The organism is Actinomadura citrea, from assembly GCF_013409045.1.
GTDB lineage: Bacteria > Actinomycetota > Actinomycetes > Streptosporangiales > Streptosporangiaceae > Spirillospora > Spirillospora citrea.
Genome location: NZ_JACCBT010000001.1, coordinates 2,080,583 through 2,101,660, shown reverse-complemented (window position 1 = coordinate 2,101,660; position 21,078 = coordinate 2,080,583). Strand labels below are relative to the sequence as shown.

Below are 21,078 nucleotides of genomic sequence, written 5' to 3'. Positions count from 1 at the left end.
CGCACGGCAACACCCTGCACAATCCACGCCACCCGGCCTGTGCGCTTTCGTCATTGCTCCTGCCAGGAGAGATCGTGCACATTCACCAGAACCCTCGTGCACGGACGTGGAGGCTCCACGTCCCGGAGGTGGGAGGTAACGCGTTGTCCCCTGCCCACTGGATCTACCTGCTCGGCCTCGCCGCCCTCATCGCGACCGTGGTCGCGCGGAGGAACGTCGTCGGCCTCGCCCTCGCTGGAACGTTCCTCACCGCGCTCGTGTACAGCGGGAGCGTCACGACCGGCCTCGGCGCGGTGTTCAACGCCGCCATCACCGCCGCGAGGGAACTGCTGCCGGTCTTCGTGATCATCGCGGTCGTGACGGCGATGCTCGGCGCGATGCGCACGCTGGGCTCCGACCTGATGATGGTGCGGCCGCTGCAGCGGCTCGTCCGCAACGGGCACGTCGCCTACCTGGTGCTCGCCGTGGTCACCTACCTGCTGTCGATGTCGTTCTGGCCGACGCCGGTGCTGCCGCTGATCGCCGCGATCCTGCTCCCCGCCGCCGTCCGGGTCGGGTTGCCGCCGCTGGCCGCCGCCATCGCGATCGCCATCACCGGGCAGGGCATGGCGCTCAGCTCCGACTACGTCATGGGCGTGGCGTCCGGGCTGTCCGCGCAGGGGGCCAAGGTCCCCGCGGACGCCATCGCCGACCGCGCGCTGGTCATCTCGCTGATCGCGGGCGTGGTCGCGCTGGCCTTCTGCTACCTGCGCGACGTGCGCGGCAAGCTGCTGGACCCGGCGGCGGCGGAGTCGGCGGCGGTCGAGCTGGCCGCGGTCGGCGAGGGCTCCGCGCACACGGTGGTCCGGGACGACGGGACGCAGGCGGTGAGCGCCGAGCCCGCCGGCGGCGGAACCGCGACTCTGACCGCCGCCGGCGGCGGGGACGACGACGGTGACGCGGAGGCCACCTCCGGCCGGACGCGGTTCGTGGCGTTCGCCGTCCCGCTGGCGTTCGCCGCGCTCCTCGCGGTGATGCTGCTCGGCCGCTTCACCTCCCTCGTCCCCGACATCGACGACGGCGCGGGCGCGCCGCTGGTGGGCGGGACGGCGGCGCTGGCGCTCGTCGTCGTCTGCGTCATCGCGAACCGGCGGACCTGGCTGCAGGAGTGCGCCGACCACTTCACCGAGGGCATCGCGTTCGCGTTCCGCACGATGGGGGTCGTCATCCCGATCGCCGGGTTCGTCTACGTCGGGCTCTCCGACTACTCGGGGCAGATCCTCGGGCTGCCGGAAGGCGAGCAGGGCCCGGCGCTCCTGCTGGACGCGATCGCCAAGGTCCAGCCGCACATCCCGCACGTCCCGGTGTTCGCCTCCTTCGCGATGCTGCTCGTCGGCATGGTGATCGGGCTGGACGGCAACGGCTGGCCGGGGCTGCCGTTCACCGGCTCGCTCGCCGGGGAACTCGGCCACGCCGCGGGCGCGGACCCGGCGACGCTCGCGGCCATCGCGCAGAACGGCGCGAGCTGGACGGGCGGCGGCACCCTCGTCATCTGGTCGTCGCTGATCGTCGTCGCGGGCCTGACCGGCGTCTCCGTCATCGACCTCGCGCGGCGGCTGTTCCTCCCGGTGGTGACGGGCCTGGTGGTGGCGACGGCGGTCGCGGCGGTGGCGCTGTGAACGCGGTCGAACTGGCGGAGGAGGTCCGCGCCGGGCGGCGCGCGGCGCGCGAGGCGGTGGCGGAGGCCCTCGGGCGGATCGAGCGGTCGGACGGCGCCCTCGGCGCGTTCGTCCACGTGGACGCCGAGGGCGCGCTCGCCCGCGCCCGCGAGATCGACGCGACGGTGGCGCGCGGCGAGGACCCCGGGCCGCTGGCCGGCGTGCCGCTCGCGGTGAAGGAGCTGCACGCGGTGGCCGGGTGGCCGTACGCGATGGGCAGCGTCCTGCACGCCGGCCGGGTCGCCGACCACACCTCCACGATGGTGGCGCGGGCGATCGCGGCCGGGGCGGTCCCCGTGGGGCTCACGGCGTCGCCGGAGTTCGGGCGCGCGTCGTTCACGGCGTCCGTCCTGCACGGCGTGACCCGCAACCCGCACGCCCCGGAGCTGACGCCGGGCGGGTCGAGCGGCGGCTCGGCGGCGGCCGTGGCGTCCGGGATGGTCCCGCTCGGGACGGGCACGGACGGCGCCGGCTCGCTCCGCATCCCCGCCTCCTACTGCGGGCTGGTCGGGTTCAAGGGGACCTACGGGCGCGTCCCGCGCGGGCCGCGGCACCGGGGAACGGCCGAGAACGACCACTACGGCGTCCTCACCCGCACGGTGCGCGACACGGCCCGCTTCCTGGACTGCGTCTGCGGGACGGACGAGTACGACCGCGCGTCCCTGCCCGCCCCCACCGCGCCCTTCGAGACGTCCCTCGACGGCGTCGACCTGCGCGGCCTCCGGGTCGCGTGGTCGCCCGACCTCGGCTACGCGCCGTGCGACCCGGAGGTGGCCGCCGTCGTGGAGGACGCGGCCAGGGCGTTCATCGCCGGGACCGGCGCCCGCCGGGTCCCCGCCGACCTGACGCTGGAATCCTGCGGGGCCGCCTTCCGGACCCTGTCGGTCCCCGACGTCCACGCCGAACTCCGCGACGCCCCGGCCGACCGCCTGGACTCCGTCCACCCCACGGTCCGCCGCTACGGCGACGCCGCGCGCACCCTGGACGCCGACGCGCTCGTCGACGCCCACGAGGCCCGCGCCCGCCTGGTCGCCGCCCTCGCCGAGGGCTTCGCCCGTTTCGACCTCCTGCTCACCCCGGCCACCCAGGCACCGGCGTTCCCGGCCGAGGGCCCGATGCCGGCCGAGATAGCGGGCCGCCCCGTGGACCACTGGGGCGCCCTGGCCGTCACCTTCCCCTTCAACCTCTCAGGCCACCCGGCGATCTCCGTCCCCGCAGGCCGTGCAGGCGGCACCCCCACCGGCCTCCAGATGGTCGCCCGCCGGCACGAAGACCTGGTCGCCCTGGCCGCCGCAGCCGCCTACGAACGCCTACGCCCCTGGCCCACCTGACCCAGTACCCTGCGGGCGCGGGCCGGACCGGTGCGGGCGACCAGTTCCAGCCAGACGACCCACCCCCGTGAGCCAGGCAGCGCCGGTCCAATACCGGAGCACGGCGGGGCGCGGGTGGCGCGACAGACCAACGCGAAACACAGAACCAAGATCGCAACGACCTAGACCGTCACACCAACCCCGCGACAACGCCGAAAACCCGCGATCGCGTCCAAAGGCAGATTCGAGCGAAGCAAGAATCTGATCGCGCAGCGAGCCGCCAAGGCGAGACGGAGCGATGCCAGCGATCGCCGCGTTTCTCGACGATGGAGGGCCGCCAGGCCCGAAGAAGGAGAGAAAGGCAGTCGGCACAGCGAGCCGCCAAGGCGAGCCGAAGCGATGCCAGCGATCGCCCGCCTTTATCGACGATGGAGGGCCGCCAGGCCCGAAGGAGGAGAAAAAGGCAAGCTATACAGCCACCTTCTCTCTGAAGGCGCGGAGGGCGGCGGCGCCTACGGCCTTGTCCTGTTCGCCGTTGCCGCCGCTGACGCCCACGGCGCCGACGACCTCGCCCTCGTGGACGATGGGGAAGCCGCCCACGAAGATCGCGAACTTGCCGGGGTGCATCTGGTTGATGCCGAAGGCCTCGTTGCCCGGCAGGGCGGGGCCGTTGGGCGGCTCGTTGAACTTGTGGGTGTCGCGCTGGTGGCCGGCGGCGGTGAACGCCTTGGCGATGGCGATGTCCACGCCGGTGAGGCGGGCGCCCGTCATCCGGTGGACCGCGATCGGGTGCGCGCCGTCGTCGGCGATGCAGATCGTCTGCTTGACGCCGATGCGGCGCGCCTCCTCCTCGGCGGCGGTGAGCATGACGAGGGCGTCTTCCAGGGTGAGCCGGTGAACGGTGTGCACGGGGCCTCCAGACGGGCGCCGCCCCTCGCATGAAAGAGGGGTATTGCCCTATTCAGATCGGTAAAGCAGGATGTGGAGGACGGTTCTTCCAGGTCACGCCGTCCGCCACGTCGCTCGTCCACTCCCGTCAGTCTCGAAGGACCACGTCCATCGGGGCTATGTACACTTCGCCGAACGAACCCGACGGGATGTGGGCACATGGCACATCACCCTGCGATCGTCACGACCGCCGACGGGCACCTGCCCGTCGGGACGCTGCTGGCCGAGCCGCTGCTGCGCGGCACGCTCGTCGCCGGACGGGCGGGGCTGGAGCGCGGCGTCGGCTGGTGTCTCCCGCTCTCGGAGACCCGTCGCTGCGCCGGCGACCCCGACCGCGACCTCGCCGGGGTCGCCGTCCACCTGCCGGTGACGGCGGTGGCCGCGCCGGAGGAGGCGGCGGCCGTGGTGGGCGACCTCGTCCGGCGGGATGCCGCCGCGCTGCTGGCGTGGCGGCCGCCGGGGGTCGACTCCGACCTCGACGCGGCGGCGCGCGCAGCCGAGGCGGCGGGCGTGCCGCTGCTGGCGCTGCCCGCGGAGGCCGACTACCGGGCGGTGAGCCGGCTCATCGGGCAGAAGGCGCTGGCGCAGTCCGCGCACATCCTGGAGTACGGGTCGCGGGTGCACCGCACGCTCGCGGAGGTCCTCGCGCGCGGCCCGGGGGTGCCCGCGATGGCCCGCGCGGTGGTCGGGCTGTCGCGCTGCGGCGTCCTCATCTGCGACGCGGACGGCGAGCGCCTCGCCTGGGAGGAGCCGCCGGACGCGGCGCCGATGGACCCGGACGCGCTGCTGGCCGCCCTGCCCGAGGACCTCGGCCCGCCCGGGGAGCGTCCCGAGCCCGCGGAGGGGAACGCGCAGGCGGCGGAGGCGCGGCTGCGGCCCGGCCCGGACGGCCCGCCCGTGCACGTGATCGTCACGCCCGTCCTGGTGGGCGGGCAGGTGTTCGGCCGGATGGTGATGGTGGAGCGGGCGTGCCCGCCCGACCCGCACGACCTGGCGCAGCACCGCGTGGTCGCCGAGCACGGCGCGACGCTGATCGGGTCGGAGATGCTGCGGCAGCGGTCGGTGCGGGCGGCCGAGGAGCGGGCCCGCGGCGACTTCGTGGAGGCGCTCGTCCACGGCCGGTTCGCCGACTCCCACGAGCTGGGCGCGCGGGCCCGCCACCACGGGTTCGACGTGGACGGGCACTTCGCCGTGCACGTGGTGGCGGCGGCGTCACTGCTGCCGGTCGGCCGCGACTACCTGCGCCGGACGGTGTCGGCGACGCGGACCGCGCAGAACCTCGAACCCGGCGGGTGCGCGCTGACCGCCGCGATCAGTTCGACGATCGTGGTGATCCAGCAGGTCCCGGCCCCGCGGGACCCGATCGGGCAGCGCGCGGACGCCGCCCGGTTCGCCGAGCGGCTGCACCGGGCGCTGCGCCCGCATCTCGGCGACGACCTGCGGGTCACGCACGGCCGCCCCGGGCAGGGCGCCGGCGGGGTCGCGTCCGGGTACCACGAGGCGCGGCTGACGATGGGGCTCGCCTGGCATACCGCCGCCGAGCCCGTCTGCGGCTACGACGACCTTCGGGTGTTCGCCGCGCTGAAGGACGTGGCGCGCAGCGCGGAGGCCAAGTCGTTCGCCCGCGAGACCCTCGCCCCGCTGCGCCGCGCGAACGGCGGCGACCTGGAGAAGATCGTGCTCGCCTACATCAGGACGTCGGGGAACCTGAACGCGGCGGCGCGCGACCTCGGCCTGCACCGCAACACCATGCTCTACAAGCTCGACCGGGCGTCCCGCGCGCTGCGCATGGACATCCGCTCCGCGGACGCGCAGTTCATGTTCTGGCTGGCGCACCACATCGACACGCTGACGACCGTCACCGGCACCCTCGACGACGAGATGGCCCCGCCGGCCGCCGCGCCCGGCTGATCAGGCGGGGTCGGGGCCGGCGAAGGACGCCAGCAGCCCTAGCGCGGCGGTCGCGGCGCACACCGCGAACATGACGCCGAAGGCGGGGGCCTGGTCCAGGACGGCGCCGACCCACGCGGCGCCGAGGGCGGAGCCGCCGAAGCGCAGCAGGTTGAACAGGCCGAGGCCGGCGCCGCGGCGGCCGGCGTCCGAACGGGTGGCGCCGGTCGCGGCGGGCGTCTGGACGAACGCGACGCCGGCGCCGGTCAGGGCGAGCGCGGCGAGCAGCCACGGGACCGCCCCGGACGCGGCGAGGACGGCGGCGACGAGCCCCTGCCCCGCGATGAGGATGAGCAGGCCGCCGCGCAGCACGGCGCGCGGCGACAGCCGTTCCATGAGGACGCCCGTGACCGGCCCCAGCACCGACATCACGACCGGCAGGCTCAGCAGGACGGCACCCGCGTACAGGGTGCCGGTGTGCCGCTGCGTGGTCAGGTAGACGGGGACGGCGAGCAGCGTGGCGCCCAGGCAGAACATCTGCGCGAGGACGCTGAGGCACGAGCGCAGGTAGCGGGCCTCCAGCAGCAGCCGGGGCGGCAGGAACGCGTCGGGCCGCCCGCGCGATGTCGCGGCGTAGGCGGCGGCGGTGAGGAGGCCGGCGAGCACGCCGCCCCAGACGAGCGGCGAGGTCGCGCCGAGCGTCGCGGCGGCGGAGGTGCCGCCGAGGCCGAGCCCGGCGGCGAGGGTCAGCAGGGCCGCGCCGCGCCGGTCCAGCGGGACGGGCCGCGCCCGCCCCGCCGGGACGAACCGGACGGCCAGCGCCGCGGCTGCGGCGCACAGCGGCACGACCGGCCAGAACACGGCGTGCCAGCCGAACCAGGTGGCCAGGCCGCCGCCGAGCGTGGGCCCGGCGGCCTGGCCGACGCCGTTGGCCGCCGCCCACAGGCCGAGGGCCCGGCCGCGCCGCCCGCCGCCGAACAGCGACGCGATCAGCGCCATGACGGCGGGCAGCATCGCGGCGGTCGCGACGCCCTGCACCGCGCGCATCGCGACCAGCGAGGCCAGGTCGCCGGCGAGCCCGGCGCCCGCCGAGCCGATCCCGAGCAGCAGCATCGCGGCGAGGAACACCCGCCGCGGGCCGCAGCGGTCGCCGAGCCACCCCGACAGCGGCAGCAGCACGGCGAACGGGAGCGTGAACCCGACGACGACCAGGGTGCCGGAGGAGATCGAGGCGTCCAGGTCGCGCAGGATCAGCGTCAGCGGGACGTTGACGATCGTGTTGGCGACGGTGCCGGTGAACGTGCCGAGCAGCAGCGGGACGAGCGCCGCCCACGACCCGCGCCCCGCGCCGCGCCCGTCCCCCGGGTCAGGCTCGGCCAACGGGCCGCCGCCGTCGGGGTCCGCCGCTCGCGGCGTCCTCCGGTGGGACGTGCACGAGGATCTCCCCGTCCTCCTCCTTCACCGGGTACACCTTGATCGGCTTGGTCGCGGGCGGGGTGATCGGCTCGCCGGACCCGAAGTCGAAGACGCTGCCGTGGCACGAGCACAGCAGCCCGTCCTCGGTCACCCGCCCGGACGACAGCAGGCAGTCCAGGTGGGTGCAGTAGTTCGACATGGCGTGCACCTCGCCGTCCCAGCGGGCGACGGCGACCTCCGCCTCGCCCACGAAGAAGCGGCGGACGACGCCCTCGGGCACCTGCCCCGAGCGGGCCACGCGCTGGTATTCCATCGGTCGCTCCCTAGCTGAGTGTGTCGAGCAGGTCGGTGAGGTCGGTGTCCTCGTCGCGCAGGGCGTCCGCGTCCGGGACGGCCTCGCCGGCGATCAGCTGCCGGGCGATCGCGAGGTCGCCGCCGCGGTCCACGGTGAACGCGGCGCGCAGCACGCCGTCCGCCAGGTAGAACGCGATGAAGTCGAAGTCCTCGACGCGGCCCCGGACGACGAGCCGGTCCGTGCCCTCGCCGTGCCCCGCGTGCTGGACGGCGTGGCCGAACTGGTCGGACCAGAACCACGGCGGCGCCGTGTGCGCCGACGTGCCGCCGAGGATGTTCTTGGCCGCCGCCATGCCCTGCGCGTTGGCGTTGTCGAAGTGCTCGGCGCGGACGTGCCGTCCGAGGAGCGGCCGCCACTGGCAGGCGACGTCGCCTGCGGCGTAGACACCGTCCACGCGGGTGCGGCAGTACTCGTCGACGGCGATGCCGCCGGGGGACTCGATCCCGGCGCCGGTGACGGGCTCGACGTTCGGCACCATCCCGGCGCCGACCACGACCACGTCCGCCTCCAGGGCCGTCCCGCCGCTGGTGGTGACGACGGCGCCGGACGCGGTCTCCTCGTACCGCTCGACCTTCTCGCCGGTGCGCAGGTCGACGCCGTTCGTGCGGAGCATCGCGGCCATCACGTCGCCCATGAGCTCGCCGACGACGTGCCCGAGCGGACGCCCGGCCTGCTCGACGATCGTGACGTGGGCGCCGCGGTCGAGCGCGGTGGAGGCGACCTCGCAGCCGATGAACCCGGCGCCGATCACCACGACCCGCGCGCCGGGCCGCAGTTCGGCGCGGAGCCGGTCGGCGTCGGCGACGGTGCGCAGGTACCGGACGCGCTCCCCCTCCACGCCGGGCAGGCGCCGGGGGCGCCCGCCGGTCGCGATGAGCAGGGCGTCGCCCGCGAGCACGGTGCCGTCCGCCAGTTCCAGGGCCCGTTCGGCGGGACGGATCGCGGCGGCCGCGACGCCGAGCCGCAGCTCCACGTCGTTGGCCTCGCACCACTCCGGGGTGAGCAGGCACAGCTCGTCGCGGTCCTGCTCCCCCGCCAGGTACTCCTTCGACAGCGGCGGGCGCTGGTAGGGGGCCTCGTGCTCGGCGCCGACGAGCGTGACGCGGCCGTCGAAGCCGCGGCGGCGCAGCGTGCGGGCGGCGACCGCGGCTGTCTGCCCCGCCCCCGCGATCAGGACGTTCTTCATGCTCTGCTCCTCTGCGGGGGGACGACCCCCCGCGCCCCCCGGTTCGCTCCGCTCATGAGGGTGCTCCTCTGCGAGGGGACGACCCCCCGCGCCCCCCGGTCCGCTCCGCTCATGAGGGGTGCTCCTCCGACAGGATCCTGGGCCGCGGGTCGACGTAGACGTCGCCGCCGTCGACGCGCACGGCATGGCTCGGCTGGCACTCGTCCCGGCCCTCGATCTCGCCGGTCTCCGGGTCGAACACCCACTGGTGCCCGGGGCAGATCACCCGCCCGTTCAGGACGGCCCCCTTGGACAGCGACCGCTGCTTGTGGACGCACACGTCGTCCAGCGCGTAGACGTCGTCGCCGACCAGGAAGAGCGCGATCCGCCGTCCCTCGACGGTCACGGCGAGGCGCCTGCGCCTGCGCACCTCGGCGAGCGCGGCGGCCCGCACCCACTCGCCCGTCTGCTGCTCCACGGTCGTCCTCCCTGCTGGATCGCCGGCGGCGGGGCGGGGACGCCGCCCCGCCGCCGGACCGGACTCGGATCAGGCGCTGACCAGGTCGGGCTTGACGTAGGTGTCGTAGAGGCCCTGCGTGTAGGAGAACCGCATCTCCGCGCCCCACCGGCACAGCCGGAGGCAGCGCTGCTGGAGCTCCGGGGTGTCGGCGTGGTCGAGGACGATCTGGTAGCCGCGCTCCCCGTGCACCACGTCGGAGGTGATGTGCAGGTCGAAGAACTCGATCTCGTCCTCGGTGAACCCGTACACCTCGCGCAGCGGCACGATCTGCTTCTTGTAGATGCTCGGGACCTGCGACTCCAGGCCGACCACCAGGGCGGCGGTGGCGACCACGAAGTGCTCGCGCATCGCGACCGCGTAGCACCACGCCTGGAGGCCGCGGGTGATGGCGTTCATGTTGGACGGGTCCTCGACGCGCTCACGGGTGGTGCCGCACGCCTCGGCGAACCGGATGAGGAGGTCGGTGTGCCGGATGTCGGCGAGCTCCTCCTCGTACATGTTCTGGAGCGTGAAGTCCTTGGCGCCGGTGAACTCGTCGGGCGTGTTGGCGTAGACGTAGGCGAGGTAGTCGGCGAACGGCCCCACGTAGTGGTAGTGGTTCTCCGCCCAGCGGGCGAAGTGCTCGCGCTTCAGCTCGCCGTCCGCCCACGCCTTGCTGAACGAGGCGTTCTTGGCCTCACGGCCCTTGATCGCGTTCTGCAGCTCGGCGCGGAACGCGTCCTTCGACAGCAGCTCTGCCATTTCCTGATCCCTTCTCGGGTTTCTTACCGGGGTGAGATGTAGACGCTTTTCTCTTGCGTGTAGAAGAGCATCATCGAAGGTCCGGCCTGCTCTTTGAACGTCTGCGTGCTGGATTCCTTGAGCCCGCCGAACGGCACCGTCATCGCCATTCCGGAGGTCGGCTGGTTCACCTTCACCAGGCCGCTAACGGAGCGCCGGGCGAACTCCAGCGCCCGGCCGGTGTCGCGGGTGACGATCCCGGCCGACAGCCCGTAGTCGGTGCCGTTGGCCAGCGCGACGGCCTCGTCGAAACCGGACGCCCGCTGGAAGGCCAGCACCGGTCCGAAGATCTCCTCGCGGGCGATCCGCATGTCCGGCGCCACCGCGCCGAAGACGGCCGGCCGCACGAAGTACCCGTCGCCAGGGAGCCGCCGCCCGCCGGTGACGAGCTCGGCGCCCTCCTCCTCGCCGATCCGCACGTAGTCGAGGAACTTCTCCAGCTGGAAGTCCGCGGCGAGCGGCCCCAGGTCGACGCCGTCGCCCAGCCCGTTCCCGACGGTCAGCGCCTCGGCGGCCCTCGCCACGCGTTCGAGCAGCTCGTCGTGGACGGCGTCGTGCGCGATGACCCGGCTCGTCCCGGTGCACGCCTGCCCCGACAGCCCGAACGCGCCCTTGACGATGATCTGCGTGGCGCGTTCCAGGTCGGCGTCGTCCAGGACGACCACCGGGTTCTTGCCGCCCATCTCCAGCTGCGCGCGGCGCGACGGCCCGACCGCCGCGTGGACGGCGCGTCCCGCCCGGGTGGAGCCGGTGAACGTCACGGCCCCGACGCGCTCGTCCGCCGCCAACGCCGCCCCGGCCTCGGCGCCGCCGTGCACCAGCGAGATCGCACCCGGCGGGAGCCCACCGGCCAGCAGCGCCTCCACGAGCCGCTGCGCCAGCAGCGGCGTCACCGGGCTCGGCTTGAACACCACCGCGTTGCCGGCCGCCAGCGCGGGCCCGATCTTGCGGGACGGGATGTTCAGCGGGAAGTTCCAGGGCGTGATCGCGCCGACCACCCCGACGGGCTCGCGCCGCGTGTAGACGATCCCGCCGTCGCCCGCCGGATGGCTCTGGCCGGTGATGCGGTGGGCCTCTCCCGCGTAGAAGCGCAGGTTGCGCGGCGTGCGGGAGACCTCCATGGCCGCCTCGGCGCGCGTCTTGCCCTCTTCCCGCACCAGTTCGACGACGAGCGGGTCCGCCCGCTCCTCCAGCCACCGTGCCGCCGCCTCGAGCACGTCGGCGCGTTTCTCCGGGGAGGCCGCGGCCCATTGCGCGGCGCCCTCGACGGCCGCGTCGACGGCGGCTCCGACATCGGCGGCCGACGACTCGGGGAACTCTCCGACGATCTCGCCGAGTTCCGCCGGGTCGTGCCGCCGGAACGTCCTGCCGTCCGCCGCCGGACGCCATTCGCCTCCGACGAGGTTCAGCCCCTCATGCATGCTCGCTCGTCTCCCTTTCCAATTCACCGGCGATCGCGGTGAGTTCGACTTCGACGGGCGCGCCGCCGGGTAGGGCGCGGACACCGACGGCGCTGCGGGCGGGGCGGCCGAGCCCCGGCGCCAGCGCGTCCAGGGCGGCCGAGGCGCCGTCCGCGACCGCCGACAGGTCGGTGAACCCGTCGGCGCAGGCGACATAGACCGTCATCCGGACCCACCGCCGGACGCGGCCGAGATCTCCGTCGGCGACCGCGGCGACGGCGTTGCGGGCGGCCAGGCCGGCGGCCTCGCTCGCGGCGGGGACGTCCAGGTCGCGGCCCACGAGGCCGGTCAGGGTCAGACGGCCGTCCCGGCGCGGCGTCATCCCGGCGCTCGCGACCAGGACGTCGCCCGTGCGGATCGGCTCGGCCACGGCCGGGACGTAGGCGCCCTGGGGGCGCGGCATGGCGGGAAGCTCAGACACCGAGGGCCACCCCGTCCTGGCGGGGGTCGGACGCGCCGAGGAGGGCGCCGTCCGCGACGGACACGACCTGGGCGCTGCCGCCCGCGTCCCACGGCGCCTGGACGGCGACGTCGTGACCGCAGGCGCGCAGGGCCTCGATCCGGTCGGCCCCGAGGCGGGACTCGACGCGCAGTTCGGGCGGGCGTCCGAGGACGTCGGCGTCGCTGCCCGGATGGACGGTGAAGCGCGGCGCGGCGACGGCGGTCGCGGGGTCGTGGCCGTGGTCGAGGAGGTGCGACAGCAACTGGGCGTTCCACTGGACCTGGCCGTCCCCGCCGGGCGTGTTGCCCGCGTGCAGGAGGCCGCCGGAGGCGCCGGTGACGAGCCAGGCGTTCAGGGTGTGCAGCGGCCGTCGGCGCGGGCGGACCTCGTTGGGGTGCCCGTCGATGAGGTAGGCGCCGCGCCCGAGCCGGTTGTTGAGGACGATGCCCGTGCCCGGGACGGTGATCCGGGCGCCGAAGGTGAAGGCGAGCGAGTGGATGAGGCTGACCGCGCGCCCCTGCGCGTCGACGGCGACCATGGAGGTGGTGTCGCCGCCCGCGGGGACCGGCGACGGGAGGCCCGCCGGGACGTCGCCGGCGTCGAGGCGGGCGCGGGCGGCCTCCAGCGCGGACGGCGCGAGCAGCCCGCGCCAGTGGTCGCTGCCGTCGCCGCAGCCCGCGAACCGGTCGGCGAACGCGATGCGCGCGGCGGAGGCCATCCGGTGGACCGCCTCCGCCGACAGCCACGGGAGGCCGGACAGGACCCCGTCGCAGAGGCCCGCCTGCTGCGCCACCATCCAGCCGGGCGTGGGCGGCGGGGTCAGGTGGACGGTCGTCCCCCGGTAGTCGCAGGTCAGCGCCGCTTCGGGGACGGAGCGGCCGCCCGCCATCCATTCGTAGCCGGAGAACGGCGCCCCGGCGTCGACCAGGGCGTCCACGGAGCGTTCGGCGAGCGCGCCGGAGTACAGGTCGGCCGGGTGGTCGGCGAGCCTGCGGAGCGAGGCGCCGAGGTCGCGCTGGACGATCGGCTCGCCGACGGCGGGCACGCGGCCGCCGGGAAGGAGGACTTCGGCCGTGCCGGGGTCGCGGGCCAGCGCGTCGCGGCGCTCGACGATGTCGGCGCGCGTCTTGCGGGTGCAGGGCAGGCCGTCCTCGGCGGCGGCGATCGCGGGCGCCCACAGCTCGGGCAGCCCGCGGGAGGCCGAGTCGGCGTGCAGGGCGGCGAGCGCGGCGACCGCGCCGGGGGTCGCGACGGCGAGGGCGCCTTCCAGCGGGACGGCGGCCAGGCCGCGGTCGCGGTAGAAGGCGGGCTCGCCGCCGTCCGGGCCGAAGCCGCTGCCGCCGAACGCGGCGACGGAGCCGTCCGGGCGGCGCAGCAGGGCGAACGCGTCGCCGCCGACCCCGCACTGGCCGGGCAGCGCGAGCCAGGACAGGGCGGCCATCGCCAGCGCGGCGTCCACGGCGTTCCCGCCGTCCGCGAGGACCCGCGCGCCGAGCAGGCTCACCGCCGGATGGCTGGAGGCGACCATGCCGCCGGACGCGACGGAGGGGCCGCGGTCCGGGAGGCCGAAGGGGCTGCGCTCTGACATGCCGCCAGTGTCGGCGGCTCCTGATCAGCGCCGATACGGACCGATCGCCGAAGATCCGGCACCTTCCTTGGGCACCGTGCACAGCGGCCCCGCGCACCGCTGCTTCGCTCGCCGGACGCCCGGCATGGTGCACAAAATGACCAAGCGCGTAGTGTGCACGTTCCTCATTGTTCACCTCGGACCGATCGAGCAGATTCTCTGCAATCGTTGCGCCCGTCGGCCTCGCAGAGGGCGCGTACAGGGAGGGGGCGTCCTTTGGAAGCCGCTCACTGGGTCTATCTGTCCGGAATCGTCATCATCATCGCCGTCATGATCGCCCGCAAGAACGTCGTCATCCCCGCGGTGGCCGCGACGTTCCTCACCGCCTGGGTGTTCACCGGCAGCTTCGTCACGGGGCTGGAGTCGATCTTCAACGCCAGCCTCACGGCGGCGTCCGAACTGTTCAGCATCTTCCTGATCATCGCGCTGGTCACCGCGCTGCTCGGGTCGCTGCGCGCGCTCGGCGCCGACCGCCGCATGGTGGAGCCGTTCCGCGTCGTCATGCGGTCCGGCCACTCCGCCTTCTGGGTGCTCGCCGCCGTCACCTACGTGATCAGCCTGTTCTTCTGGCCGACACCGGCGGTGCCGCTGATGGGGGCCATCCTGCTGCCCGCGGCGATCGCCGCGGGGCTGCCGCCGATCAGCGCGGGCGTCGCGATCGCGATCGCCGGGCAGGGCATGGCGCTGTCCAGCGACTACGTCATCCAGGTCGCGCCCGGCCTGTCGGCGAAGGCCGCCGGGGTGCAGACCGGCGCGGTCGCCGACCGCGCCATGGTGCTGTCCCTGATCACGGGCCTGGTCGCGCTCGGCATCGGCTACCTCATGACGCGCTCGGAGTTCCGCCGGCCGGACGCGGCGCTGCTCGAACGCTGGGAGGCCGGGGAGTCGGAGATGGAGGCGCCGGCGCCGCGCCGCTCGCTCATCCGCGTGCTGCCGCGGCGGCGCGTCCTGCAGCCGGAGCCGGCCGCGGCGGGCGGCGGGGACGGCGGCGTGGCCGTCCTCGACCACGGGCCCGGCTCCGGCTCCGGGTCCGGGTCCGGCGGCTCGTCCAGCGTGCCCGGCCCTCGCCCCGGCGGGTCCGGCGACGCGGGCGAGGCGTCGGACGAGATGACGCGGCGTGCGCTGTCGTCGCTGGACGGCGGCGACGCGCCGGGCGCCGACTGCCCCAGGCGGTCCAAGGCGTTCGCCGCGATCGTCCCGCTGGCCCTGATCGGGCTCGTCGGCTACATGATGCTGGGCAAGTTCACCGGGCTCGTCCCCGAGGTGGTGGGCGGGGACGCCGCCGCGCTCGTCGGCGGGGTCGCCACGGCGCTGCTGCTGGCCGCCGCGATCGCCAAGGACGGCCGGGGCAGCCTGGAGCGGTGCGCCGACCACATCGTGGACGGCCTGGTCTTCGCGATGAAGGCGATGGGCGTCGTGATCCCGATCGCCGGGTTCTTCTTCATCGGCAACGCCGACTTCGCCGGGAAGATCATGGGCATGGAGGAGGGCGCGCAGGCGCCCGGCTTCCTGTTCGACGCCGTCGTCCGGATGCAGGACGCGATCCCCGACAGCCAGTACGTCGTCGGCTTCGGCGTGCTGATCATCGGGATGATCACCGGGCTGGACGGCTCCGGGTTCTCCGGGCTGCCGCTCACCGGCTCGCTGGCCGGCTCGCTCGGCCCGGCCTCCGGCGTCGACCCGGCGCTGCTCGCGGCGATCGGGCAGATGGGCTGCGTCTGGGCCGGCGGCGGCGTGCTGGTCGCCTGGTCGTCGCTGATCGCCGTGGCCGGGTTCGCCCGCGTCCCGGTGCTCGACCTCGTCCGCCGCTCGTTCCTGCCCGTGATCGCCGGCCTCGTCGTCGCCACGGTCGTCGGCCTGATCATCTACTAGGGAGCAGGGGTGACCGCGTCCTCCGACCTGTCCGATCCGGCCCCTGCCGCCGCGCCCGCCGCGGCGGCAGGGGGCCCGCCGCGCGCAGCCCTCCGGTGGCGCGCCGCGCTGCTGGTGCTGCTCACCTTCGGCGCCGGGACGACCGACGTCGTCGGGTTCCTCGGCATGGAGAAGGTCTTCACCGCCAACATGACCGGCAACATCGTGCTGTTCGGCCTCGCCGCCGGCGAGGGGAACGGCGCCGACCTGGCCCGTTGCGGCGCCGCGACGCTCGCGTTCGCGCTCGGCCTGCTCGCCGGGTTCCTCATCGCGGGACGCTCCGGCGCCGGGCGGCTGTGGCCGCCCCGCGTCACCGCCGTCCTCGGGTTCGTCCTGGTGGCGCAGACCGCGTTCCTCGCGGGCTGGGCCGCCGCGGGCGCCGAGCCGCACGGCGCCGGGCTGCTCGCCCTCATCTCCCTGTCGTCGGCGGCGATGGGCGCGCAGACGGCGGCGGCGCGCAGCATGGCCGCCGACGGGATCACCACCACGTTCGTCACCGGGACGCTGACCTCGATGATGGGCGGCCTCGCGGTCGGGCAGGGCGCGGCGGCCGGACTGCGGACCGCGGTGATCCTCAGCCTCGCCGCCGGGGCGGCGGTGGCGGGCGCGCTGATGACGCACGCTCCCGTCGCGGCCGCGGCCGTCAGTCCCGTCGTGCTGGCCGTGGTGATCGCCGGCGCGTTCCGGCTCCACCCCTCCCGGACGTCCTAGGCGGGGCCGGCCCAGCGGGCGCGGGCCATGTCGACGCGGCGCCCGTCCGGGCGCAGGGGCGTCCCCTCGGCGCGGTAGTTCTCGTGGGCCTCGATCTCGAGGCCGCTCGGCGGGTTCCCGTCCGCGCGGAGCACCCGCCACCACGGGACGGCGCCCCCGTACAGCGACATCACGCGCCCGACCTGCCGCGGCCCGCCCCGCCCGACCATCTCGGCGACGTCGCCGTAGGACAGGACGCGGCCCGGCGGGATGCGCTCCACCGCGTCCAGCACCGCCTCGGAGTACTCGTCAGGTTCGGACCACATCCGCTCATTCTCCCGGATCGCGCTCGCCGCGCAGCAGGACGGCGGCACCCGCCAGGCCGAGCAGGGACAGCGCGCAGATCAGCGAAGAGGTGAGGACGAGCCCGCCCGAGCGGTGCACGACCTGGACGGGACGGACCGGACCGGTCGCGAACCGCTTCCCCGCCGGCAGGCCCGCGCCGCCCGTCCGCGCCGCCGCCAGGATGTCGGACGCGGCGAGCGCGGCGGCGGCGTCGACCCGCCCGAACCCGACGCCCCGGTCGTAGCCGCGCCCCGGACGGTTCCCGGTGCTCGCCACGAGCGCCTGCGTGACCAGCGCGGGGGCGAGGCCGCGGTGGCGCGACCGGATGAGCGCGGCGACGCCGGAGACGAACGCGGTCGCCGGGCTCGTGCCGTCCCCGACCCAGTACCGCCCGTCCGGGCCCGCGCCGACGATCTGCACGCCGGGCGCGGACACGACGACGCCGGAGTTGCGGTTGGAGAACCCGGCGTGCCGGCCCCGCGCGTCCACGGCGGCCACGGAGACCACGCCGGGGAACGACGCCGGATAGAAGTACCCGGTGGACTCGCCGCCGTCGGGCCGGCGGGCGCCGCGCGCCGGGGCGGACCGGCCTCCCACTCCGCGCGGATCGTCCTCGGCTCCGCTGTTGCCCGCGGCCGCGACCACGACCACGTTCCGGCTGATCGCGTAGGCGACGGCGTCGCGCTCGCGCGGCGTGGGGTAGGAGCGGCCGAGGGACAGGTTGACCACGTCGGCGCCGTGGTCGACGGCGTACCGGATGCCCTGGGCGATCGTCCCGGTGTAGCGCCCGCCGCCGGTGAACTCCGCGAAGCCCGGCTCGTCGCGTTCCAGGATCACCCGCAGGGACAGCAGGCGCGCCTCAGGCGCGACGCCGACGACGCCCTCGGCGCCGCCGGGGCCGTGCCCGTGCCCGGCGATGATCGACGCCATGTTGGTGCCGTGCAGCCGCTTCGGCGCGACGCCGGGCGGGTTCGCGCCGCGCGTGTAGTCGGGCCCGGCGGTGACGGAGCCGGCGAGGTCGGCATGGCCGGCGTCCACGCCCGAGTCGAGGACGGCGACGGTCGCGCCGCCGCCCCTGGACGTCCGCCAGGCGCGCGGCACGTTCAGCGACTCCAGGACGGGCGTGACCGCGTCCCGCACCGGGTCGGAGGCGAGGGCGGCGCTTCGGGGTCCGGCGGCGCGGGCCGCCGGCGCGGCGGGGGCCGCGGCCAGCGCCAGCGCGGCCGCTCCGGCGGCGGCGCGCCTCAGCACCGCCACTCCCGGGTGCCGCAGCGGACCGCCGCCGGGGCGGTCAGCGGACGCAGGACGCCCTGGACGAGCTGCGGTGCCAGCTCGGCCGCATCGGCCAGGGACCCGCGCATCGCGGGACGCCCGTCGGCGTAGCCGGCCGTCGCCGCGACCACGTACGGGCCGCGCTGCGCGGCGGTGGACGCCTGCCGCGCGACGTCCCCGAACCGGGCGGCCACCGAACCCGCGAGCGGCAGCGCGCGCAGTCCCGGACGCGGCGCGCGGGACGGGAACCAGGCGACGGCCTCGCGCGCGGTCCGCTCGTCCGGGAACACGACCACGCCGACCGTGACCGCGAGGCCCTGCGCCTGGTCCAGGTAGGTGGCGCGCAGCGCGGCGCGGCAGCCGCGGACCGTCAGGGTCCGGGCGAACATGTCGTCCACGGCCGTCTCGCAGCGGGTGTCGGGGCCGATCCCCGCCCGGCGGGCCGTCTCGGCGGACGCCTGGCCGAGCCGGTAGGACAGGCCCGCGGGGAAGATCCGTCCGGCGGTCCAGGTCCGGTAGCGGCCGGACAGCTCCGCCGCCGCGGCCCCCGCGCGCTCGGCCGGAGTGGGGGCGCGGGTCAGCTCGGCGGTCAGCCGCACCCCGGCGACGACGAGGACGGTCGCGCACGCCGGCGCGGCCACCAGCGCGGCCGTCCTGCGGGAGACCCGCCGCCCGGCGCCCGGTTCCGGCTCGCCGTCCGGAGCGGAGATCTCGGCGCGCGACACCAGCGGAGCGTAGCCCAAGGCGGCTCAGGACGGGGCGACGGGAGGCCGCCCGGGGTGGCGCCGCCGGAAGGCGACCGCGAGCGCGAGCGCCCCGGCCGTCCCGCCGAGCCCGAGGAGCACGATCACGATGATCAGCGGGCGGACCCAGAAGGGCCGCTCGATGACCTCCACCGGGCCGGGGTCCTCCTTCCCGAACCGCTGCCCGGCGGGCTTGGCCTGCGCCGGGCCGGGCGACGTCGAGGCCAGCGAGTCCGCCGCCGACAGGGCGCGGGCCGCGTGCACCTCCCCGAACCCGACCTCCGGGTCGTACCCGGCGGACGGGGCATGCCGGGTGCTCTGGATCAGCGCCTGCGCGACCAGCGCCGGCGCCATCCGGGGATGCTTCGCGCGGATCAGCGCCGCGATCCCGGCGACGAGCGCGCTGGCGTCGCTGGTGCCGTCGCTCCTGAGGTACCGGCCGCCCGGCACCCCGATGGGCAGGCCCGCGCCCGGCGCCGACAGCAGCACCGAGTAGTTGCGGTTGGAGAACGGCGCGCGGGCGTGGCCGGGCAGGGTCGCCGCGACCGCGATCACGCCGGGGAACGACGCCGGGTAGGAGTACGGCGCGAACCCGTCGCCGTCCAGCAGCCGTTCTTCGTCGCCGTCGTTGCCGACGGCCGAGACCACCACGACGCCCTTGCCGAGGGCGTAGCCGACGGCCTCGCGCTCGGCGGGATTCTCGTCCCGGCTGCCGAGCGACAGGTTGATGACGTCGGCGCCGTGGTCGGCTGCGTAGCGGATGCCGCGCGCCACCGCGTCGTCCGCGCTGCCCGCCGCCCGGAAGCGCCGGTAGCTGGCGTCCTCCGGCTCGCCGATGGTCCGGACGGCGAGGATGCGCGCCTGCGGGGCCATGCCGATGACCCCCGAGCCGCCGCCCGGGCCGTGCCCCTGCCCGGCGATCAGCGTCGACATCCCGGTGCCGTGCAGCCGCGCCGGCGTCGTCCCGGCGTCGATCCTGGCGAGCATGTTGGGGCCGACGGTGACCTTGCCGCGCAGGTCCGGCTGGGTCGGGTCGACGCCCGAGTCGACGACCCCGACCGTCACGCCGGCGCCCCTGGTCACCTTCCAGGCGGCCTCCATGCCGAGCAGGGAGAGGATGGGACGCTGCCCGTCCCGCACCACGTCCGCGTGCGCGTGGACCGGCATCAGCCAGCTCCCGGCCAGCACCGCCGCTCCCACGGCCGCCGGCAGACCGCGACGCTTCACCCGCGCCCCCTCAGCATTGCCACTCGGGCAGGTCGCAGTCGGGCAGCGGCTTGACCGACAGCGTCCGCGCGATCGTGTGGGCGATCTGCGGGGACACCGCGAACGGCTCGCCCGGACGCCCCTTCTTGATCGCGGAGGCGGGGCGGCCGTCGGCCTGACCGGAGGTCGTCAGCACGACGTACGGGCCGCCGCGGTCGATCGTCCGGTCCTGCCTGGCCGCGTCGGTGAAGCGGGCGGACGCCGTGCCCGGGAACGCGGCGGCGTGCAGCGCGGGCCGGACGGATCCCGTGCCGTCCGGGCCCTGCGAACCGGGCAGCTCCCTGTAGGCCCGGTCGGCCTTCGACGGATCGGGGAACGCCACCACGCCGACGGTGACGACGACGCCCTGCAACTGGTCGACATAGGTCGCGCGCAGGACGGCCAGGCAGCCGTGCCGGGCGATCGTGGTCGCGATCTCCTCGTCCACGCCCTGGACGCAGCCGGCGTCCGGGACGATCCCCGTCCGGGACGCGTACTCGGTGTGGTTCCCCGTCGGCCGGTAGCCGAGCCGGTCGGGGAAGACCCGCCGCGCGGGCCACGCCTCCCAGCGGCGCGCGACCTCCTTCTCGGCGGCGATCTGGAGCTCGGCGTTGGTCGGCGCGCGCCTGAGGGTCGTCCACGTGCCGAAGAACGAGACCCCCGTGGCGACGAGGTAGCAGCAGCCGACGACCAGCGCCGTGATCATCCACTGGCGGCCGGTGAGCCCCAGCACCGTCGGCGGACCGCCGGCGCCCACCGGTCGCGGCGGCACGCCGTACGGGCGCGCGGGCCCGGCGTGGGGGTGCGCGGGCGGGCCCGGCGGGCCGGGCGGGCGGAAGCCGCCGGGCGGGCCGGGCTGGTGCGGGGACCGCGGTGGGGGCGGCTGCTGGGAGGGGGGCAGGAATGCCACAACAGTCAAGATTAACGGCGCTTCACGACATTCCGCCTGTCATCCCGCGAAGGCCGCCGTTCTTCCCCTGCGGAGAAACGGAGGAGGCCCCTCCTCAGAGGGGCCCCGGTCCGCACGGCGCCGCGGCCGGAGGCCGCGGTCCGCGGCTCACTCCACGGACCGCTTCGCCTCCTTGGCGGCGTCCTTGGCCTTCTCGCCCACCTGCTTGGCGCCGCCGGCAGCGCGGTCGCTCTTGCCCTCGGCCTCCAGGTACGGGTCGCCGGACTGCCGTCCGGTCTCCTCCTTGCCCCTGCCCTTGGCCTGCTGCGCCTTGTTCTTCAGCTTGTCGAGGAAACCCATGGTTCCTCCTCCT

The 21,078-nt window shown here is 75.4% G+C and carries 20 protein-coding genes; 5 read left to right on the top strand and 15 right to left on the bottom strand.

What is annotated here, in order from left to right; all coding sequences use genetic code 11:
• Window positions 1–143: 143 nt before the first annotated feature.
• On the top strand, window positions 144–1,658 hold the full coding sequence (locus BJ999_RS09915) for a permease (RefSeq protein ID WP_179833023.1): 1,515 nt from the start codon (window positions 144–146) through the stop codon (window positions 1,656–1,658).
• Complete coding sequence (locus tag BJ999_RS09910) at window positions 1,655–3,028, top strand: amidase (RefSeq protein WP_179833022.1); 1,374 nt, start codon at window positions 1,655–1,657, stop codon at window positions 3,026–3,028. The genes BJ999_RS09915 and BJ999_RS09910 overlap by 4 nt, the downstream gene beginning before the upstream one ends.
• Before the next feature lie 447 nt (window positions 3,029–3,475).
• On the opposite strand, the gene BJ999_RS09905 is transcribed toward BJ999_RS09910, so the two are convergent.
• Window positions 3,476–3,916 (bottom strand): GlcG/HbpS family heme-binding protein, encoded by a 441-nt coding sequence (locus tag BJ999_RS09905; RefSeq protein ID WP_179833021.1) that lies wholly within the window; start codon window positions 3,914–3,916, stop codon window positions 3,476–3,478.
• A gap of 198 nt (window positions 3,917–4,114) precedes the next feature.
• Between BJ999_RS09905 and BJ999_RS09900 the strand changes: the two genes are divergently transcribed.
• Window positions 4,115–5,866, top strand: coding sequence for a PucR family transcriptional regulator (locus BJ999_RS09900; RefSeq protein ID WP_179833020.1), 1,752 nt, complete (start codon window positions 4,115–4,117; stop codon window positions 5,864–5,866).
• Here BJ999_RS09900 and BJ999_RS09895 read toward each other — a convergent pair whose 3' ends face one another.
• The 8 genes from BJ999_RS09895 to BJ999_RS09860 all read right to left on the bottom strand — a co-directional run bounded on the left by BJ999_RS09895 (window position 5,867) and on the right by BJ999_RS09860 (window position 13,571).
• Window positions 5,867–7,225: an MFS transporter gene (locus BJ999_RS09895; RefSeq protein WP_179833019.1), complete on the bottom strand. Its 1,359-nt coding sequence runs from the start codon at window positions 7,223–7,225 to the stop codon at window positions 5,867–5,869. It abuts the gene before it with no gap.
• Entirely contained in the window at window positions 7,212–7,574 is a 363-nt protein-coding gene (locus BJ999_RS09890; protein ID WP_179833018.1) for a Rieske (2Fe-2S) protein, read from the bottom strand. Before BJ999_RS09890 ends, BJ999_RS09895 begins: the two co-directional genes overlap by 14 nt.
• Window positions 7,575–7,584: 10 nt before the next feature.
• A complete protein-coding gene (locus BJ999_RS09885) occupies window positions 7,585–8,802 on the bottom strand; it encodes an NAD(P)/FAD-dependent oxidoreductase (RefSeq protein ID WP_179833017.1) in 1,218 nt (405 codons plus the stop codon).
• A gap of 109 nt (window positions 8,803–8,911) precedes the next feature.
• Window positions 8,912–9,259 carry a Rieske (2Fe-2S) protein gene (locus BJ999_RS09880; protein WP_179833016.1) on the bottom strand — a complete coding sequence of 116 codons (348 nt, stop codon included), beginning with the start codon at window positions 9,257–9,259 and terminating at the stop codon, window positions 8,912–8,914.
• A 69-nt stretch (window positions 9,260–9,328) separates the two neighbouring features.
• Window positions 9,329–10,042: an iron-containing redox enzyme family protein gene (locus BJ999_RS09875; RefSeq protein WP_179833015.1), complete on the bottom strand. Its 714-nt coding sequence runs from the start codon at window positions 10,040–10,042 to the stop codon at window positions 9,329–9,331.
• Window positions 10,043–10,065: 23 nt separating this feature from the next.
• Window positions 10,066–11,502, bottom strand: a complete 1,437-nt coding sequence (locus tag BJ999_RS09870; protein ID WP_179833014.1) for an aldehyde dehydrogenase family protein — start codon at window positions 11,500–11,502, stop codon at window positions 10,066–10,068.
• Complete coding sequence (locus tag BJ999_RS09865; protein WP_179833013.1) at window positions 11,495–11,962, bottom strand: RidA family protein; 468 nt, start codon at window positions 11,960–11,962, stop codon at window positions 11,495–11,497. The genes BJ999_RS09870 and BJ999_RS09865 overlap by 8 nt, the downstream gene beginning before the upstream one ends.
• Window positions 11,955–13,571, bottom strand: coding sequence for a gamma-glutamyltransferase family protein (locus BJ999_RS09860; RefSeq protein WP_218935009.1), 1,617 nt, complete (start codon window positions 13,569–13,571; stop codon window positions 11,955–11,957). Before BJ999_RS09860 ends, BJ999_RS09865 begins: the two co-directional genes overlap by 8 nt.
• A 255-nt stretch (window positions 13,572–13,826) precedes the next feature.
• Between BJ999_RS09860 and BJ999_RS09855 the strand changes: the two genes are divergently transcribed.
• Entirely contained in the window at window positions 13,827–15,482 is a 1,656-nt protein-coding gene (locus BJ999_RS09855; protein ID WP_179833012.1) for a hypothetical protein, read from the top strand.
• Between the two features lie 9 nt (window positions 15,483–15,491).
• Window positions 15,492–16,232: a DUF1275 family protein gene (locus BJ999_RS09850; protein ID WP_179833011.1), complete on the top strand. Its 741-nt coding sequence runs from the start codon at window positions 15,492–15,494 to the stop codon at window positions 16,230–16,232.
• Here BJ999_RS09850 and BJ999_RS09845 read toward each other — a convergent pair.
• The 6 genes from BJ999_RS09845 to BJ999_RS09820 form a co-directional block, all read right to left on the bottom strand.
• Window positions 16,229–16,537: an MGMT family protein gene (locus tag BJ999_RS09845; protein ID WP_179833010.1), complete on the bottom strand. Its 309-nt coding sequence runs from the start codon at window positions 16,535–16,537 to the stop codon at window positions 16,229–16,231. The two genes, BJ999_RS09850 and BJ999_RS09845, sit on opposite strands and share 4 nt — an antisense overlap.
• A 4-nt stretch (window positions 16,538–16,541) precedes the next feature.
• On the bottom strand, window positions 16,542–17,807 hold the full coding sequence (locus BJ999_RS09840) for a S8 family serine peptidase (RefSeq protein WP_179833009.1): 1,266 nt from the start codon (window positions 17,805–17,807) through the stop codon (window positions 16,542–16,544).
• Window positions 17,801–18,553, bottom strand: coding sequence for a hypothetical protein (locus tag BJ999_RS09835; protein ID WP_179833008.1), 753 nt, complete (start codon window positions 18,551–18,553; stop codon window positions 17,801–17,803). The genes BJ999_RS09840 and BJ999_RS09835 overlap by 7 nt, the downstream gene beginning before the upstream one ends.
• 24 nt (window positions 18,554–18,577) lie before the next feature.
• Window positions 18,578–19,798 carry a S8 family serine peptidase gene (locus BJ999_RS09830; protein ID WP_229810416.1) on the bottom strand — a complete coding sequence of 407 codons (1,221 nt, stop codon included), beginning with the start codon at window positions 19,796–19,798 and terminating at the stop codon, window positions 18,578–18,580.
• A 10-nt stretch (window positions 19,799–19,808) separates the two neighbouring features.
• Window positions 19,809–20,726 (bottom strand): hypothetical protein, encoded by a 918-nt coding sequence (locus tag BJ999_RS09825; RefSeq protein ID WP_179833007.1) that lies wholly within the window; start codon window positions 20,724–20,726, stop codon window positions 19,809–19,811.
• 147 nt (window positions 20,727–20,873) lie between these two features.
• Window positions 20,874–21,065, bottom strand: coding sequence for a CsbD family protein (locus BJ999_RS09820; protein ID WP_179833006.1), 192 nt, complete (start codon window positions 21,063–21,065; stop codon window positions 20,874–20,876).
• Between the last annotated feature and the right edge of the window lie 13 nt (window positions 21,066–21,078).

Excerpts from the sequence above, each read along its gene's own strand:
- BJ999_RS09900 (WP_179833020.1), top strand. The coding sequence starts at position 4,115 with ATGGCACATCACCCTGCGATCGTCACGACCGCCGACGGGCACCTGCCC.
- BJ999_RS09885 (WP_179833017.1), bottom strand. The coding sequence starts at position 8,802 with ATGAAGAACGTCCTGATCGCGGGGGCGGGGCAGACAGCCGCGGTCGCC.
- BJ999_RS09890 (WP_179833018.1), bottom strand. The coding sequence starts at position 7,574 with ATGGAATACCAGCGCGTGGCCCGCTCGGGGCAGGTGCCCGAGGGCGTC.
- BJ999_RS09870 (WP_179833014.1), bottom strand. The coding sequence starts at position 11,502 with ATGCATGAGGGGCTGAACCTCGTCGGAGGCGAATGGCGTCCGGCGGCG.
- BJ999_RS09820 (WP_179833006.1), bottom strand. The coding sequence starts at position 21,065 with ATGGGTTTCCTCGACAAGCTGAAGAACAAGGCGCAGCAGGCCAAGGGC.
- BJ999_RS09875 (WP_179833015.1), bottom strand. The coding sequence starts at position 10,042 with ATGGCAGAGCTGCTGTCGAAGGACGCGTTCCGCGCCGAGCTGCAGAAC.
- BJ999_RS09860 (WP_218935009.1), bottom strand. The coding sequence starts at position 13,571 with ATGTCAGAGCGCAGCCCCTTCGGCCTCCCGGACCGCGGCCCCTCCGTC.
- BJ999_RS09845 (WP_179833010.1), bottom strand. The coding sequence starts at position 16,537 with ATGTGGTCCGAACCTGACGAGTACTCCGAGGCGGTGCTGGACGCGGTG.